Below are 13,817 nucleotides of genomic sequence, written 5' to 3'. Positions count from 1 at the left end.
GATAGAGATTGAACGATCCACGCTGGCTGCGCTTGAGCGCCTGGCGCTGCTAGACCAGGGAGAGCGGGATCCGCGGGCTGTGGCGACGGCGGTGGTGCGCTTCCTGGCCGCAGCTGGGCCTGTCGCCGGGCTGGGCGATGCGCTGTATCCGCCGGCCGACTGCTGAGGGGATGGCGAAGGTGCGCGGCCCTGACCGGATCCGGGTGAAGGCGCCGTGATCCTCAACATCATCGACCGGCGAGGGAACCCCTACCGGTGGAAGCGCATCGACGTGATTGCTGAGCCGACGTGGCACGACAACTCGCTTGCCGAGGGCGATCAAGCTCCGCACGACTATCGAGAGCCCGGTTTTGCAACTCAGAAGGGTGTTTCGCTGACTGACGCTGTTGCCTGGGCATCCTCCTTCGCCGTGCCGCTGACCCTCTACCTTTACGACGAAGGTAGCAGCGCCGTTCCGGACGGTTGAGAACTGAACGGCGAAATCTCAGGGTGAGACACCACTTGTTTGGTCGGAACCTGCCCTCGGGCTGGGCCCGCTATGTCGCACTGCGTCGGCCGGTGGAGGCGCCCAAGCCGGTGAGGCACGGCAACTTCCGCCACGGGCATTTCAGCCGCGAAGGCGCCGAGGCTCGCCAGATCGCGCGGCAGGTTCGCAAGTGGATCCGCGGTGGGTGTGTAGGTCCGTCGCCGCTGCCTCAGCCAGTAGGGTGGCGGGGATTTTGCCGTGAGAGCCCCGTGGCAACTTCCCGCCCTCAAAAAGGGCCGAAAATGAGGGGGTAGAGGGCTTTGCTGCAGGCTGCCTGAAAGTTTTCAAGCGTGCTTGTCCGAAGGCTTGGTTTCCCGCATCGGAGGGCCGCCGATACCAGCACGCCGCCATCGAACCCCAGGAACATTGCTTTGCCGAAGTCTGCTCTGCCGTCAGCCCTAGCTCTTCTTCTGGCTTTGGCCTCGCCTGTCACGGCGGAGGGTCAGGCACTTACTCCCGTCAGAACTGGCGCCGGCCAGGAACTTCCGGATTGGCAGGGCACCCTCAGCGCGACCGTCGAGAACGACCTCTTCGGCGGCAGCGACCGCTACTACACCAATGGCTTGCTGCTCACATGGCAGTCCCCCTCAGCCAACCTGCCCCGCCCGCTGGCTGGGCTGGACGAGCGGCTCGACTTCCTTCTTGGTCCCGGAAATCTGCGCTGGGGCGTGTCCCTTGGCCAGAACATCTACACGCCGCAGGATACGGACCGGCGTGTCCCCGACCCGCGCGATCGCCCGTATGCCGGCTATCTCTATGGGGCAGCCAGCCTCAGCCGCAGTACTGAGCGCACTCAGACGCTGTTGGAAGTGCAGATCGGCGTAATCGGCCCCTCAGCAGGCGGCGAGTTTGTGCAGAACAACTACCACGACCTCATCAACGTCCGCAGAGCCAATGGCTGGGACCGTCAGCTGAAGGATGAGCTGGCGCTAACCGCCTTGCTGGAGCGACGCTGGCGCGTCCCACTTGGCAGCCTTGGCGGCGTGCAGGCCGAGGCCATCCCAGTGGCGGCGGTGGCGCTGGGGAACGTGCAGACCTACGTCGCGGCTGGCGGCTCGCTGCGAATTGGTCAAGGGCTGGAGGCTGATTGGGGCCCGGTTCGCATTCGCCCGGCGTTGGCCGGTTCTGGCTTCTTTCAGCCGCGACAGGAGTTCGGCTGGTACATCTTCGGCGGGGTGGAGGGTCGGGCCGTGGCTCGCGACATCTTCCTCGACGGCAACACTTTCCGCGACAGCCCGAGCGTGGACAAGCGCCCCTTCGTGGGGGATGCCCAGGCCGGTGTCGCGGTGCTGTGGCGCGGAGTGCGTTTTGCCTACACCCAGGTCCTGCGCAGCGAGGAGTTCTACGGCCAGCGCGGTCGCCAGTCCTTCGGCGCTTTCAGCGCCTCCTTCCGCTTCTGAGTGGAGGCTGGCCAGATCGGCACGGATCGGCGGCGGGGTGGAGAGTAGTGAAGAGGAGCCGCGGCTGCCGGCGCCGGTCGTGCCCAAGGGGTGGCGGAACCGCTGTTGGAGACGAGGGGCAGGACCGCAACGATTGTGCGTGGAGAAACGCCCAACCGGCTGTTGGCTCTGACGGAGTAGGCGTCCAGAGCCACCGGGGATCAAGCCGTTGCTGGATGGTATGATCAGCGAGGTAGGCATATAGACCGACAATCGTGGCCGCCCCGAGTTTGCTGAACAGCTTCCTTCTCTGTCATAGGCCAGTCGCTCGTGTGATCTTAAGCTCCATTGTCCAGAACGATTCGAGCTATGGCCAATCATACAGAACGAGACGTCAAAATTTATGATTTTAGCCTTGGAGTTGCACGCGCGCACGGAACGCCCTTAGCTGCTCTTCAAGCAGTGGACTTTGAGCGGCTATGTCAAGCCGTTACGGCTGCCGCAGCTGCTCGAAACCACATCTGCGACGAAGCAGACAGTTCCCGCAGACGTCTCTACCTCATGGATGCGAAGGTCAGTCGTCGAGAAAAATATTTGTGCATACTCTGGACGTTAGCGGACCCTAACACCGCAGCACAGATGTATTTAAGTAGAACGGGCGGACGCCTACGACCAGCAGAGAAAACGGATGATGACGATGTGGCCATCTCCGCCCATATGATTATAGATTTTGATACTGACCCTACTGCTCTGAGGTATGGCGTAGGGCTAGAGGACCATGAGGGTATATCACGCACGCGCATACAGAGCTTATTCGACGCGGAATTGAAGAAGCATCTTCCAGAGGTCACAGGAATTACTCCGGAGGGGCAGGAGAAGGTAGGAGCTCCGCGGCTGATGCTTAGCGCTCATCCTGGCCAGATGATGAAAGAGGGAGAGATGATTCCCGCGCAGATCGAGATTGTTCGACAAATCCCCCGTCGGACGATGGTGGCTGACCATGCCGATCCCTATATCGAGATAAGTGAACGACGCGTACTCAAGCTTGTACGCGAAGGCCCTATAGAGCAGTTGCAAACTGAGCTGGTTGCGTTCGTCCGTCGGTTGAAAAGGAAATACCCTGAGCATCGGTTCCGTGTGCGTTGGAGGAATTCAGTGTCGCCAGAAGTAGTGGGTACAACGCAAGTTGAGCCTCAAGAGAGGCCTGAACGTCTCCTTGAGCGTGCAATGACGCGTACGGTGACCCTCAGTGGATTTCGCAACCTTCCGGACGCAAGTGAGACTATCGTTGACCGTCTTGCTAGTCGGATGCTGGGCGCAGTACGTGAGGTTGGAAGAGAAGGTAGGCCACAAAAATGAAGGCGTGGTGGTCGGACGCACCTATACGGCTGCTGTTCACTTGGGCCCGTTGGCTTACCCTGCGTCATGCTACGCTGACGACCACAAACCTATGGATTCCCGTAGTTGGCTTCGGAGTTAGCTTCTGTGTGCTTCTTGTCGTTCCTGATATCAATCTTGCGCACGAATTTGGTTTGATCCAGCAAGTTAATGGGCTGCTCCAAATTCTTGCTGCTTTTTTTGTGGCTGCACTTGCGCTTGTGGCTGGCTTTCCAGGCGATGCGCTTGATCGACCAATGGGCGGAATCCGGCCCCATTTCGATGGTTTAGACGAGCCGATTTTCCCAACCCGCCGCGAGGTTCTTGGATACCTATTTGCTTACCTGTCAGCTCTAAGTATTATAATGTATTTGGGGGGTGGTTTGATTTTATCAATTATCAATCCGTCACAAGTCGAGATTTTAAGAAAAATTTTGTCGAGCACTAACGGATGGGGACGTTTAGTCGTCGCGGCCGGCTACTGCGGAATGCTTTTTCATCTGTTTGGAACAACTCTTCTCGGTTTGCATTATTTGGGGAACTTTATGGCTGGCTCAAGACTCTCAAGAGAGTCACGTAAGATTGAGAAGCGAACCAATGTTCGCGTGGTAAATTGGTCTCGCCGGCAGACAATGAAAGAAGACAACTCCCGCGACAGCTAATCCTAGAGCTATAGGGATAAACATCTATGCTTTTTTTGTGGTGGGTCTGATGCTGCTGCCATCGCGACTGTACACGCTACGCTTTTGCAAAAGGCTGACGGATCGACTGCCTCTGAGGTGGTCCCCGGAATTCGGACAGGCGGATAAGCTCGGTTCGCCCTGAGAAGGACGGACCCGATGACGGGAAACGGACGCGGTATTCAGCGGAGTTCAAGGCGAAGGTGGCGCTGGAGGCGCTGCGGGGTGAGCTGACGACGGCGCAGTTGGCGGCCAAGCATGGCATTCACCAGACGATGGTGGGCGAGTGGAAGCGCCAGGCCGTGGAGGGCATGGCCGGGGTGTTCTCGGGCAAGTCGGCGGCCCAGGAGAGCGCGAAGGCGGCGGAGGCAGATGTCGAGAAGCTGCACGCCAAGATTGGGCAGCTCGTGGTGGAGCGGGATTTTTTGGCCAAGGCGTCCGGGCGATGAGCCTTGAGCGACGACGTCAGATGATCGAGCCCGACCACCCCAGCTTGTCGGTGGTGCGCCAGTGCGAGTTGGTCTCGATCAGCCGCTCGGGGTTCTACCACCGGTCCCAGGGCGAGACGCCGCTGAACCTGGAGCTGATGCGGCTGATCGACGCGCAGTTCTTGGAGACGCCCTGGTACGGGTCTCGCCAGATGGCGCGTCACCTCTGCCGGGAGGGCTACACTGTCGGCCGCAAGCGGGTGCGGCGGTTGATGGCCAGGATGGGACTGGCGCCGATCTACCAGCGGCCGCGGACCACGGTGCCGCATCCTGAGCACCGGGTCTTTCCCTACCTGCTGCGGGATCTGGCGATCGGTCGGCCGAACCAGGTCTGGTGCGCCGATTTGACCTACATCCCCATGCGCCGGGGCTTTCTGTACCTGGTCGCGGTGATGGACTGGGCAACCCGCAAGGTGCTGTCCTGGCGGGTGTCGAACACCATGGACGTGGAGTTCTGCCTCGAAGCGCTGGAGGAGGCTTTGGCCGGGCATGGGCGGCCGGAGATCTTCAATACCGACCAGGGCAGCCAGTTCACCTCACCGCGGTTCACCGGCGTGCTGCAACGCGCTGGGGTGCGTGTTTCCATGGATGGGCGGGGGCGCTGGATGGACAACGTGTTCATCGAGCGGCTCTGGCGCAGCCTGAAGTACGAGTGCGTCTATCTGCACGCCTTCGAGACCGGCTCGGAGCTTCGGGCCGGGCTCGCCAGGTGGATCGGCTACTACAATGCCCGACGTCCCCACTCTGCCCTGGCTGGGCGCACGCCCAACGAGGAATATGGGGCGGGCGAGATGAAGAGATTGGCGCCCTGACGAGAACCAGAGCCGAGCTTATCCCAGCCGCCAAACTGTCCGGCGAATGGGGACCACCTCACTCTACGGCCATGAGAAAGTGCTCCTTGGTGTTGGCCGTGCTGGTAGACCTTACAGACGGAGAAGCGCCTGCTGATCCTGCCGTGAGGAGGAGAGCGTCCCGCCGAAGCAGATTACCAGATCGCAACACCGAGAGTTGCCGGAAGCGCTCGATGCCTGCGAAGGTCTGGCATGGTCGCATTCTTCATCCCCGCCGCGGTCAACCCCGAACAGGCGGAAAAGGTGCTGAGCGCTGTAGCGCAGTTCATCCGGGAGGACGTGCCCCCACCCGAGAAGCGGCTTTTTCGGATCTCGTTCACACACAACGGCAAGGCCTTTACTGCAGAGGTCGGGAAGCCGCTTGATCGCTACTACCAGGAAGGAGACCATCTCGTGGTCGCTATCCTTGGGACGGACCCGCTCAAGGTGTGCCTAGCAAACCGTGGCGTTGTCAGGGGTGAGCCGGTGCTGGTAGGCGCCTGGACCGTCACAAGTCGCGAGTTTTTCGACCGTCCCACCGAGGGCTGAGCCTCCCAACCAACCGGCTATTGACCCTGACAGGCTAGGGACTACGGGCGGGCGGTGTCGGCGGAAAAGGAGGACAATTTGTCCTCCTTACAACCCCCGCCTTCACCCCACCGTCTCTGCTGGCACCACCGCAAGCCTCAGCCCCATGCCGCTCATGACACGCATAAGCGTCGAGAGTTCAGGATTCCCGTTCTCACTCAGTGCGCGATAAAGGCTCTCACGGCTGACACCAGCAGTTCTGGCAACACCAGTCATGCCGCGGGCACGGGCAACGATGCCAAGCGCGCGGGCAACCTCAGAGGGGTCACCATCAGCCAACACGAGAGACAGGTACTCGGCCTGCATCTCGGGAGTGTCGAGTACTTCGGCCGGATCCCACGGACGGGTCTTAGTCGTCATGATCAGTCCTCCGTTCAATCTGTAGAAGGATCGTCAGTCCTCCAAATCCGCTGCCAGCGCCTTAGCCCTGGCAATGTCGCGGTCCTGAGAGTCCTTGTCGCCACCGCACAACAAGACGATCAGCACCGTCCCGCGCTGGGCGAAATAGACCCGGTATCCAGGACCACAATCGATCCGCACTTCCGATACGCCGGCACCAACGGCCTTCACGTCCCCCATCAGGCCATTAGACAGGCGCTCAATTCGCCGGAATATTCGCACCTTGGCCGAGGTATCCCGAAGGGCCTGGAACCAAGCAGCGTATTCGTCGGTCTGTCGAACTGCCGGCATGTCTGTAGCTTATCCGCTACGGCCGGACTTGCAAGCTTTTTGTGGCTTATAGGCGACGATTTGCCAGCCCTTTAGCAGGACCGCACGCGATCGGCGCGTAGCGGACATGGTCGTAAGGGGAGCGACCCCATGAGGACCAACTTGCTGAGCCCACCTCCGGACTCTCCCGCTAGCGTTACGCCAAAAACGGATTGATGTGGCACTGAGTTTCAGCTCAGCGTCCATCACCAGAGAAGCCATTTTTTACGATAAGTGGGAGTTATCGAAGGTGAGCGGCTCCTCCCATCCCGCCGATGTGAGCCTATGCCGATGCGCGCGGTGTTCACGAATCGTTCGCGCCTGACTTAGCCTCCCCCAACCCTCGCCTCGAGGGCAGCATCGGGAAGCCTCGCATGAGCTACGACCACCTCTACAAACCCAAACCCTGTACATCCTGGCCCGCTTCCCAACTCCGCGCAGTCGGAATTACGTACCGTGAGGCCGCCGGCCAGGGGTTGGACGCCGCAGCCTGCCTCGAGCGCGCGGTTGTGGCCTATGTCGCTGCCGGCGGCGCGCGGCAGGGCTCCACGCGCGCGGTCCTCGACATGATTGCCTCGCTCGCGATAGAGGAGGGCGACTGGCTCTGGGGGCCGGCCCAGGCGCTGCGCGATCGGCAGGCACGCACCGCCTGCCAGCCCGACCTCTTCGAGCTTCCGGTGAAAGGAGAGGCGCGGTGCTGACCCTTCTCCCCATCTCACTAGAGCTCGTCAGGGACGCGCCAGGCCGCGCCGAGCTGGGTACGATCTGGGATGGCCTGGATCAGGAAGGCCGGCGTCTGCTGCTGGCCCAGGCCCGCGCTGTGGCTGAGGTGACGGGACGGCTGCAGCAGCAAAGCAATGCCAGAGGCTGAGGGGCGGCCGTGGGCACCAGCACGCGACCATCTAGGCTGGTGGCTGATGATCCGCTGCGGCTGCGGCTATCTGTGGACTACTCGATCCGCTTGCTGATCGAACACTACGGACGCGGATCTGCGCAAGCGCCTGGTCCGAGGCGGTGAGAAGGGCGCCTCGGCGCTAGGATGGCTCCACCCGAACAAAGGTTTGCGGGATGCATTCACCTTATGGGTTCATCCCTACCCAATCTTAACCAGATCCATGGCTGGTCCGGTAGGGACAACAACATGGAAGCGACGTACCGCACCACTTCCAGCCGTCTGATCATCTACCGTGGCACCCGCCTAAAGGGCACGGCATGAATCACATTTGGTAAAAAATGTCTGTTAAATCGGCTCCAAGTTTGCAAATTGGCATACTCTTAATACCTGAATCAACGTACCCCACAAACCCTTACTCTGCATCGAAAGGAAACTCAATGAAGAAGCTTCTAGTGCGGGTGGCGGCAATTGCGGTTGTCTGTTCAGGTATCTGTTCAGGTGTTGCAGTAACAGCCCACGAAGCACGTCCTGTCAGCTTTGCGCCTTGGGCCGGGCCCAGGGCTGGCGCGACAAACACGATACTCACACAGAGTGCAGACCGCGAGAATTGTATCATAGCTCTACGAGTTTGCCAGTCGGCTTGTGCCGACAAATATCAAGAAGGCAGTGACAGTTGGAGAATTTGCCGGGAGAACTGCGGAAATATAGACACAAATTGCCCTGCGAATTAGCCCGTGTAAGGCAGTACTCGCTCACGTTCTCCCATCCAAAATCGAAAGGGTCTTGGATGGATGGCTGCTGCGAGGCAGCGAGCTTGCAGATTTCATGACCGCGCTTCTCGTTCGCGCCAGCAAATCACTAAGTGTCCGTTCGGAAGCGTTCTGTGTTTATGCACTAACTCCTTGTTGTCGGCTGAAAATTTTGGAAGGACACTAAGGGTCTAATTGCATGACTGCACGTCATTCGCGCGAGCGTGCGCGACTAGGGAGGCTCCGGGATCCCACGAAAACGGGTAGCTTTCGCGGCTGGAGGCACCGATCTCGAGGCGGACTACTCCTAGTTGGCCGTGATCCCGATCATTGAGTCTTAGCAGAACACCAAATTTCACACATGCTCCACAGTTATTAGTGAAAGTAACTGAGTGGCTCCAGTTTGACGACCGAGCACTAGCACTGGTTTGTTGATAGCTTAAACCGATACAACTGCTTGGGTAAGCTCGTGACCGAGGGACAGCTGCTGGCGCTGGCGCTGGTGCTGGCGTTGGTGTGGCAAGGCGAGGCACACTTGGCGGTGCCGCCGAAGTCCGCTGAGACGCGATGAACTCCTTAAGTTCTTCAAGCCTCTTCTTTATTTCAGTCGCCTGACGAGACTGTCCGTCTTGATCGAACAACTCATACCAGAGTGGGGTGTCGATACCCGCAGTAGGCACTTCATTACAGAACGAAATTTCTGTGCCTGAGGCTAGGCGCAGTGAACAATCCCGCCGAATGCGATCTTCCTCTCGCAAAGAAAGTTCCGTAAAATATATGACAATTCGCTCGTCCAGGGCAGGGCAAGTATTACCTTCTGCACTCTGACTGGGTGTGCATCCATTTAGGCGAAGGCAGCGCCAGTGCCTTCTCCTATCGCTGCGAATAGTGTAGTTTTCAACTGTTCTGCCGTAATTACTGCAATAACTGAGAATACCATGGGAGATGGTGTAACCTGCTTGTTGTTCGCGCCGGCGCCGCTCCTGCTCCCACTCCCAAGCTCTTGGAAACATCGATCGTACCTGTTCGATAGACAGAGTTTTAAGCTCTATAGGTTGTGCAAGAGCGCTGAAGGGATAACAGACGCCCAGAAGGCAAAGTAAACGCAGCAACGAATTGCAAATGAGTCGGTTTTTTCCTGGTAATACAATTTGCAGATACATCAAAGAGCGTAGACGATCAGCTGTCGCAAACCAATCACCGATTGCGATGATGCGGTGTAGCATCGTCTTCTCCTAAATGGCTTTTATCGTTAAATCGAACTCAAGTTTACTCAGCTCGTCCAAGTTCATGAGGTAACCCGATTAACGCTTTGGTTGGCTCCCCTCAACTTTGAGCATCCTAAAAATCAACATGGCAGGTAATTTTTTCCATCAAGAGGCAATCCACCGAAAAACAACACCCAGTTCGGACTGCTTTTATCGACACACCTGAGCCTCGGGCTACCCTCCCGCCCACAAGGTCGCGGGTGTTCGCGAGGCGATCCGGAGCACGAGCATCGACCTTTTTTACCTTTCCCCATTCAGCCCGGCCCAAACTCAATCGAGCAAGCCTTTGTCAAGCTGAAGGCGCTGCAACGAGAGGCGTCACCCGCTGGCCGCTACGTGGAGGTGCCTAGCCAGCGCCCCTCACCTCCCGAGCACATACGGTGCTGGTAGGCGCCCTGTGTCGAGCTAGGCATCGACCAAGCGAACCACCTCCCTAATATGCCCAATGCCGCCCCAGAAGCCGTTAAGCCCGTGCGGGAAGCCCTGCAGGCTGAAGTTGAAGACGGTGCCCTTCTCGTTCGAGAAGATGACGGCGCCGCGATAGTCGTAGACCGGTCCGCTCTCGCCGTTGGCAGGCTTCACGATGCGGGGCTTGTGTGTGGTTGGTGCGTCGGAGGGCATAGACCTGGAATAGCACTGTAGGGGCAGGCGCGCTCCGGCGCTGGCTTGGACACACGCATGGCGTTGCCCGGCGTGGAGCAGGTCTGATGGCGCTCGTCCTCGGCGCCGTCACACTTACGTTCTGACTAGCTATTAGCGTTACGGGCCAGATAGCTTCACTTCATGAACGTCCTCGCCACTGCCCTGGTAGCCCTGCTTCCAATTTCGACACTTCTACTAGGCAATGCCAACGCTCAACCGGCGCGCCAACCGGTCGAAGAAGTGGCACGAGATGATGCAGGTATGGAATGGTATTACGAGGAACGGGCGGATGAGATAGACGATCGCTGGCAGGTCCTGATCATGGGTACCGTACTCCGCGGCACTGTGCCTGGCGCATCCATAGGAATGCTTTGCGTAGAGGGTATGGGTAGATCCGTAAGGATTACCGTTCCCGGGTGGAACTTCGGAGCCGGTCAGAAGGTTCGACTTCAAGCGCGTGTAGATCGCAGAGAGCCGTTCGAAGTGACAGCGGTGGGTGAGGCCATTGAAAATTCCATGGCCCATTTCCGTGAAGAAGAGAGCGGCGGTCGAGAGGCTTTCGGAATGCTCTCCGCTGCTAGCGAACGCATCGTCATCCGCAATCCAGACGGGCGCACAGTGGTCTTCCCTATGTCAGGGAAAGCCCCGCTTGGCTTACACGGAATGATCCGTTGTTTGGCAGTGCTGCTCGGCAAGAGATAGCCGCAAAACGCTGAGGGCCGCGCGGTGTGAACCCGGCGGCCCTTCTAACTGTCTCCCTTTTCCGCAGAAGTGCCTCAGTCTATCAGGACGGTGGCACCAACGGCTTGCCCGCCAGATCCTCGGCCAAGCTCCAGATCAGCGCGTCTTCCTTCGACATTGGCTCCCCGGCCAGTGTGGACTGCACCAGCGTCATCGCCACTGCCGCCTTGGCAGCTCTGCCGGCCGGCGTAGTCGCCATGGTCTTGATGATGACGCCGAGCGGCTCCTCCTGCTCTACGGCAAGGGCATGCTGTACGGCGTCCAGCCTGCGCTCCTCCGCCTTGTTGCCGGCTTCTTCGGCGTCACACTGCTGGCGGAATGCAGCGTTGTAGGCGGTCTCCATTGTCATGTAGGCGGCGCAGGCGGCCAGAGCAGCAAGGCCGCCCAGAACCCCGCGGCGGGACGGGCGGCTCACAGCATGCCCTCCAGACGCAGAAGGTCGTTCACGATGTCCCAGCCCCAGGTCTCGCCGGGGGTGCCGTGCGGGATCTCCGTGCCGCTCTCCGAATTGAATGCCTCTGCCTTAGCTGCACGAGCCTTGGCGATCATGCCTGCCAACGTCATGGGGACGGCGGTATGGATGGCGTCGCGGCTGCGCACATAAGCCAGCCAGAAAGGGCAATCGTCCTCGCCCGAGCCGTGCTTATCGAGGGCTTTGAGGATGGCCGGGTGCGCCTCGCAGATCCGGATGAGATCAGCGTCAGGGGAGGGAGCAATCGTCGCTGCCGCTGGCGTCACTGCTACGGCTGCCAGGATACCCAGGAAGCCGCGCCGGGGTGGCACCTTCACGGCCACCACCACGGACGGCGACGGCTTGCGCGGAGGAACCTCACGGGGCGCTTGGGGCAGAGCACGGAAGGTGCGGTTCATGCCCGAGCACTCCCGAACATGCCGCGGCGCAGGTTGGTGGGGACGGGATCGCCGTTGCACCGATAGGCGGCGCGCTGCTGCCGGACGCTCGGGCGGTAGGTGAGGACCGGCACGCGGTCGGGGGAGAGGGTGACGGGCTGGGCGCTTGCCTCGTCCGGCTCGGCCTCGCCGTCCGCGTTTGGCTCGAGGTCGATAACCGGACGATCGGCGGCGTCCAGAAGGTTGATGAGGTAGGTCGCGCCATCCAGGGCGGCGCGCGCCTCGTCCATGAGGTTTTCTGCCCTGTTGCGGATCTCGGCCCGCAGCTCAGGCGTCATCACGGCGGGGATAAAGCCCGCGCCTCTTCTTCTGCCCTCGGCCTGCAGGGTGCTATGGATCGCGGATGCCATTCTGGCCTCCTGAGCTGGTGTGGCTGTTAAGGCCGGGCGGGAATGCTTCGCTGGCGCGCCCGCTCGGCCGCTTTGCCCGGATGACCCGCCGGGCTCGGGATCTGTCAGGAGGCCAGGGCCCCGCTGCGGATAGCCTGGAAAGCGGCCGCGGCCTGCACGAAGGGCACGGCGCTGGGTGTCGCTTCCTTGATGACCTGCAGCCGCACGGGGCGGCGCTGGTGCCAGTAATCGCCCGTCATGCGAACAACCCAGCCGCCGAGGCCCTTGGCACGCAGGGCGGTGGCGACGTTCGCTAGTTCGGCCGCGTCCGGTTCGGCATGTCGGCCAAGCAGGGCGTGGCGGCCGTCACTCCCCAGGAGGATCAGCGTCTCCACCTGGGGAGCGGATCTTTTGGCCTGGCGCTCCGTCTGCGGGCGCATCAGCGCGCGATCCCGCTTAGGAGGCCGGCGCGGATCTCGCGGGCCTGCTCCACCATCCCGACGAGAAGAGAGCGCAGGCAGGACGCGCTCATCGTGTCAAAGCTGGCGGTGTCCATGTCCGCGGTCGCGTCGATCTCACGGAGGGCGGCGTCCAGAGCGGCGGCCACGGTGAGCATGACGGCCTCAGATCGCCAGGGAGGCCAGCGCAGCCTGCGCTGCGGCGAGACGGCGCTCGGTCTTGCGCAGGGTGATACGGGTCCGGTTCAGGGCGCCCATGGCAGCGGCCTGGGCAGCGCGGCGATCAGCGGCCGGGCGCTGGTTCGCCGTGCCAAGGCGACGGCAAGCGGTGGCGTAGAGGGCGGTTTCCACGCGGTGGGCGGACATGGCGCCGATCAATTCGCGCTCTCCAGCGGCGGCACGCTCGCCCGGGGTCGGGGCGGCACCCGGCTCGATGTAGAGGGGCAGGCCGCGCATGGAGGCGATGCCCTGCAGGACCGCATCCGTCACCCGCCCGTCCGTGAACAGCTCGGCGGCGGAGGCGACGGCAGGGTTCAGGCGGGGGTGGTGGGAGAGCATCGGGGCAGTTTCCCTTGCGTCGATCGCGCTTTCTGATATGAAAGCTATACGTTGATCGTGAAAGGATCAATAGGTTTTGGATCAATCGAGCGAAAAAATATCACTAGGGCCACTTCGGGGGCCGCAGCTACGGGCTGCTCGGGCTTTGCTTGGGTGGTCGGCGCAGGATCTTGCAGACCGTTCTGGTGTTGGAATTGCTACCATTCGGCGTGCGGAGGGGGAGTCTGGGGTGCTGCGGTTTCGATTGCCGATCCTGGCTGCGCTGCGGAACGCCTTGGAAAGCGCCGGGGTCGTGTTGATCCCGGAGAACGGCGGCGGGGCTGGTGTCCGAATGCGGGAGGCGAGCGGCGCGGCTGCTAGGGCGACCAAGGAGGCTTGATGAACACGCGACTGGATGAAAGCCGTTTGTGATGGATCATCAATTCGCTTGCCCGATGATCTTGTGGCCTGATGCAGGGGTGATCCAATGACTGGCATAATCGCTGTCGGGAACCTCAAGGGAGGCGTGGGCAAGTCCACGCTGGCCGTAAACCTGGCGTGCCAGCTCGCGCAGGGGCGGAAGGTCCATCTGGTGGACGCCGATGCCCAGGCGACGGCCGTGGAGTGGGCGGCGCTGGGGCACCTGCCGGTGACGTGCGAAGCCTTGCCCCTGGATGGCGGCGAAGGCGATACGGCCGAGTGGATGCGGCGGG

General features: G+C 60.9%; 19 protein-coding genes and 1 pseudogene. 11 read left to right on the top strand and 9 right to left on the bottom strand.

Annotation, left to right across the window (positions count from 1 at the left end; genetic code table 11):
- Positions 1 to 214 precede the first annotated feature (214 nt).
- From BO39_RS23980 to BO39_RS23955, 6 genes are all read left to right on the top strand, one after another.
- A complete protein-coding gene (locus BO39_RS23980) occupies positions 215 to 466 on the top strand; it encodes a hypothetical protein (RefSeq protein ID WP_043838384.1) in 252 nt (83 codons plus the stop codon).
- 431 nt (positions 467 to 897) lie between these two features.
- Positions 898 to 1,926 (top strand): lipid A deacylase LpxR family protein, encoded by a 1,029-nt coding sequence (locus BO39_RS23975; RefSeq protein ID WP_052402541.1) that lies wholly within the window; start codon positions 898 to 900, stop codon positions 1,924 to 1,926.
- 348 nt (positions 1,927 to 2,274) lie between these two features.
- Entirely contained in the window at positions 2,275 to 3,264 is a 990-nt protein-coding gene (locus tag BO39_RS32890) for a hypothetical protein (protein ID WP_156963867.1), read from the top strand.
- Positions 3,265 to 3,392: 128 nt separating this feature from the next.
- Entirely contained in the window at positions 3,393 to 3,944 is a 552-nt protein-coding gene (locus BO39_RS32885) for a hypothetical protein (protein WP_156963866.1), read from the top strand.
- A 143-nt stretch (positions 3,945 to 4,087) separates the two neighbouring features.
- A protein-coding gene (locus BO39_RS23960) for an IS3 family transposase (RefSeq protein WP_156963865.1) occupies positions 4,088 to 5,262 on the top strand; the annotation gives its coding sequence in 2 pieces (ribosomal slippage) (positions 4,088 to 4,382 and positions 4,382 to 5,262; 1,176 coding nt in all).
- A gap of 231 nt (positions 5,263 to 5,493) precedes the next feature.
- Entirely contained in the window at positions 5,494 to 5,829 is a 336-nt protein-coding gene (locus BO39_RS23955; RefSeq protein ID WP_043838376.1) for a hypothetical protein, read from the top strand.
- 102 nt (positions 5,830 to 5,931) lie between these two features.
- Here BO39_RS23955 and BO39_RS31495 read toward each other — a convergent pair whose 3' ends face one another.
- Together BO39_RS31495 and BO39_RS23950 are read right to left on the bottom strand one after the other, a co-directional pair.
- Positions 5,932 to 6,228 (bottom strand): addiction module antidote protein, encoded by a 297-nt coding sequence (locus BO39_RS31495; protein ID WP_084698435.1) that lies wholly within the window; start codon positions 6,226 to 6,228, stop codon positions 5,932 to 5,934.
- Positions 6,229 to 6,261: 33 nt separating this feature from the next.
- A complete protein-coding gene (locus BO39_RS23950) occupies positions 6,262 to 6,558 on the bottom strand; it encodes a type II toxin-antitoxin system RelE/ParE family toxin (RefSeq protein ID WP_043838374.1) in 297 nt (98 codons plus the stop codon).
- A 392-nt stretch (positions 6,559 to 6,950) separates the two neighbouring features.
- Between BO39_RS23950 and BO39_RS23945 the strand changes: the two genes are divergently transcribed.
- The 3 genes and pseudogenes from BO39_RS23945 to BO39_RS34570 form a co-directional block, all read left to right on the top strand.
- Positions 6,951 to 7,277 carry a hypothetical protein gene (locus tag BO39_RS23945; protein WP_156963864.1) on the top strand — a complete coding sequence of 109 codons (327 nt, stop codon included), beginning with the start codon at positions 6,951 to 6,953 and terminating at the stop codon, positions 7,275 to 7,277.
- Entirely contained in the window at positions 7,271 to 7,447 is a 177-nt protein-coding gene (locus BO39_RS32880; protein WP_156963863.1) for a hypothetical protein, read from the top strand. The genes BO39_RS23945 and BO39_RS32880 overlap by 7 nt, the downstream gene beginning before the upstream one ends.
- Before the next feature lie 2,225 nt (positions 7,448 to 9,672).
- Positions 9,673 to 9,809: pseudogene (locus BO39_RS34570) on the top strand (IS630 family transposase); the annotation flags it as partial.
- An 84-nt stretch (positions 9,810 to 9,893) separates the two neighbouring features.
- Here BO39_RS34570 and BO39_RS23940 read toward each other — a convergent pair.
- On the bottom strand, positions 9,894 to 10,070 hold the full coding sequence (locus tag BO39_RS23940; protein WP_156963862.1) for a hypothetical protein: 177 nt from the start codon (positions 10,068 to 10,070) through the stop codon (positions 9,894 to 9,896).
- Between the two features lie 201 nt (positions 10,071 to 10,271).
- Here BO39_RS23940 and BO39_RS32875 point away from each other — a divergent pair, with 201 nt between their 5' ends.
- Positions 10,272 to 10,832: a hypothetical protein gene (locus BO39_RS32875; RefSeq protein ID WP_156963861.1), complete on the top strand. Its 561-nt coding sequence runs from the start codon at positions 10,272 to 10,274 to the stop codon at positions 10,830 to 10,832.
- Between the two features lie 82 nt (positions 10,833 to 10,914).
- On the opposite strand, the gene BO39_RS23935 is transcribed toward BO39_RS32875, so the two are convergent.
- From BO39_RS23935 to BO39_RS23915, 6 genes are all read right to left on the bottom strand, one after another.
- Positions 10,915 to 11,286: a hypothetical protein gene (locus BO39_RS23935; RefSeq protein WP_043838368.1), complete on the bottom strand. Its 372-nt coding sequence runs from the start codon at positions 11,284 to 11,286 to the stop codon at positions 10,915 to 10,917.
- Positions 11,283 to 11,741, bottom strand: a complete 459-nt coding sequence (locus BO39_RS23930) for a hypothetical protein (protein WP_043838366.1) — start codon at positions 11,739 to 11,741, stop codon at positions 11,283 to 11,285. The genes BO39_RS23935 and BO39_RS23930 overlap by 4 nt, the downstream gene beginning before the upstream one ends.
- Positions 11,738 to 12,130: a hypothetical protein gene (locus BO39_RS23925; RefSeq protein WP_043838364.1), complete on the bottom strand. Its 393-nt coding sequence runs from the start codon at positions 12,128 to 12,130 to the stop codon at positions 11,738 to 11,740. The genes BO39_RS23930 and BO39_RS23925 overlap by 4 nt, the downstream gene beginning before the upstream one ends.
- 104 nt (positions 12,131 to 12,234) lie before the next feature.
- Complete coding sequence (locus BO39_RS23920; RefSeq protein ID WP_043838362.1) at positions 12,235 to 12,549, bottom strand: hypothetical protein; 315 nt, start codon at positions 12,547 to 12,549, stop codon at positions 12,235 to 12,237.
- Positions 12,549 to 12,725, bottom strand: a complete 177-nt coding sequence (locus BO39_RS32870; RefSeq protein WP_156963860.1) for a hypothetical protein — start codon at positions 12,723 to 12,725, stop codon at positions 12,549 to 12,551. Before BO39_RS32870 ends, BO39_RS23920 begins: the two co-directional genes overlap by 1 nt.
- A 7-nt stretch (positions 12,726 to 12,732) precedes the next feature.
- Positions 12,733 to 13,125 carry a hypothetical protein gene (locus BO39_RS23915; protein ID WP_043838357.1) on the bottom strand — a complete coding sequence of 131 codons (393 nt, stop codon included), beginning with the start codon at positions 13,123 to 13,125 and terminating at the stop codon, positions 12,733 to 12,735.
- A 505-nt stretch (positions 13,126 to 13,630) separates the two neighbouring features.
- Here BO39_RS23915 and BO39_RS23910 point away from each other — a divergent pair.
- Positions 13,631 to 13,817: nucleotide-binding protein (locus BO39_RS23910; protein WP_478212683.1), on the top strand; the 187-nt coding region annotated here is incomplete at its 3' end.

Source organism: Roseomonas aerilata DSM 19363 (genome assembly GCF_000711725.1).
Classification (GTDB): Bacteria; Pseudomonadota; Alphaproteobacteria; order Acetobacterales; family Acetobacteraceae; genus Roseomonas; species Roseomonas aerilata.
The sequence above is the reverse complement of the archived record's forward strand: the minus strand, read 5'-3'. Positions and strand labels throughout refer to the sequence as shown.

Bases quoted from the DNA above. Each gene is read 5' to 3' on its own strand.
- BO39_RS23945 (WP_156963864.1), top strand. From the start codon at position 6,951: ATGAGCTACGACCACCTCTACAAACCCAAACCCTGTACATCCTGGCCC.
- BO39_RS23915 (WP_043838357.1), bottom strand. From the start codon at position 13,125: ATGCTCTCCCACCACCCCCGCCTGAACCCTGCCGTCGCCTCCGCCGCC.
- BO39_RS32870 (WP_156963860.1), bottom strand. From the start codon at position 12,725: ATGCTCACCGTGGCCGCCGCTCTGGACGCCGCCCTCCGTGAGATCGAC.
- BO39_RS23925 (WP_043838364.1), bottom strand. From the start codon at position 12,130: ATGGCATCCGCGATCCATAGCACCCTGCAGGCCGAGGGCAGAAGAAGA.
- BO39_RS31495 (WP_084698435.1), bottom strand. From the start codon at position 6,228: ATGACGACTAAGACCCGTCCGTGGGATCCGGCCGAAGTACTCGACACT.
- BO39_RS23950 (WP_043838374.1), bottom strand. From the start codon at position 6,558: ATGCCGGCAGTTCGACAGACCGACGAATACGCTGCTTGGTTCCAGGCC.
- BO39_RS23930 (WP_043838366.1), bottom strand. From the start codon at position 11,741: ATGAACCGCACCTTCCGTGCTCTGCCCCAAGCGCCCCGTGAGGTTCCT.
- BO39_RS23955 (WP_043838376.1), top strand. From the start codon at position 5,494: ATGGTCGCATTCTTCATCCCCGCCGCGGTCAACCCCGAACAGGCGGAA.
- BO39_RS32890 (WP_156963867.1), top strand. From the start codon at position 2,275: ATGGCCAATCATACAGAACGAGACGTCAAAATTTATGATTTTAGCCTT.
- BO39_RS23920 (WP_043838362.1), bottom strand. From the start codon at position 12,549: ATGCGCCCGCAGACGGAGCGCCAGGCCAAAAGATCCGCTCCCCAGGTG.
- BO39_RS32875 (WP_156963861.1), top strand. From the start codon at position 10,272: ATGAACGTCCTCGCCACTGCCCTGGTAGCCCTGCTTCCAATTTCGACA.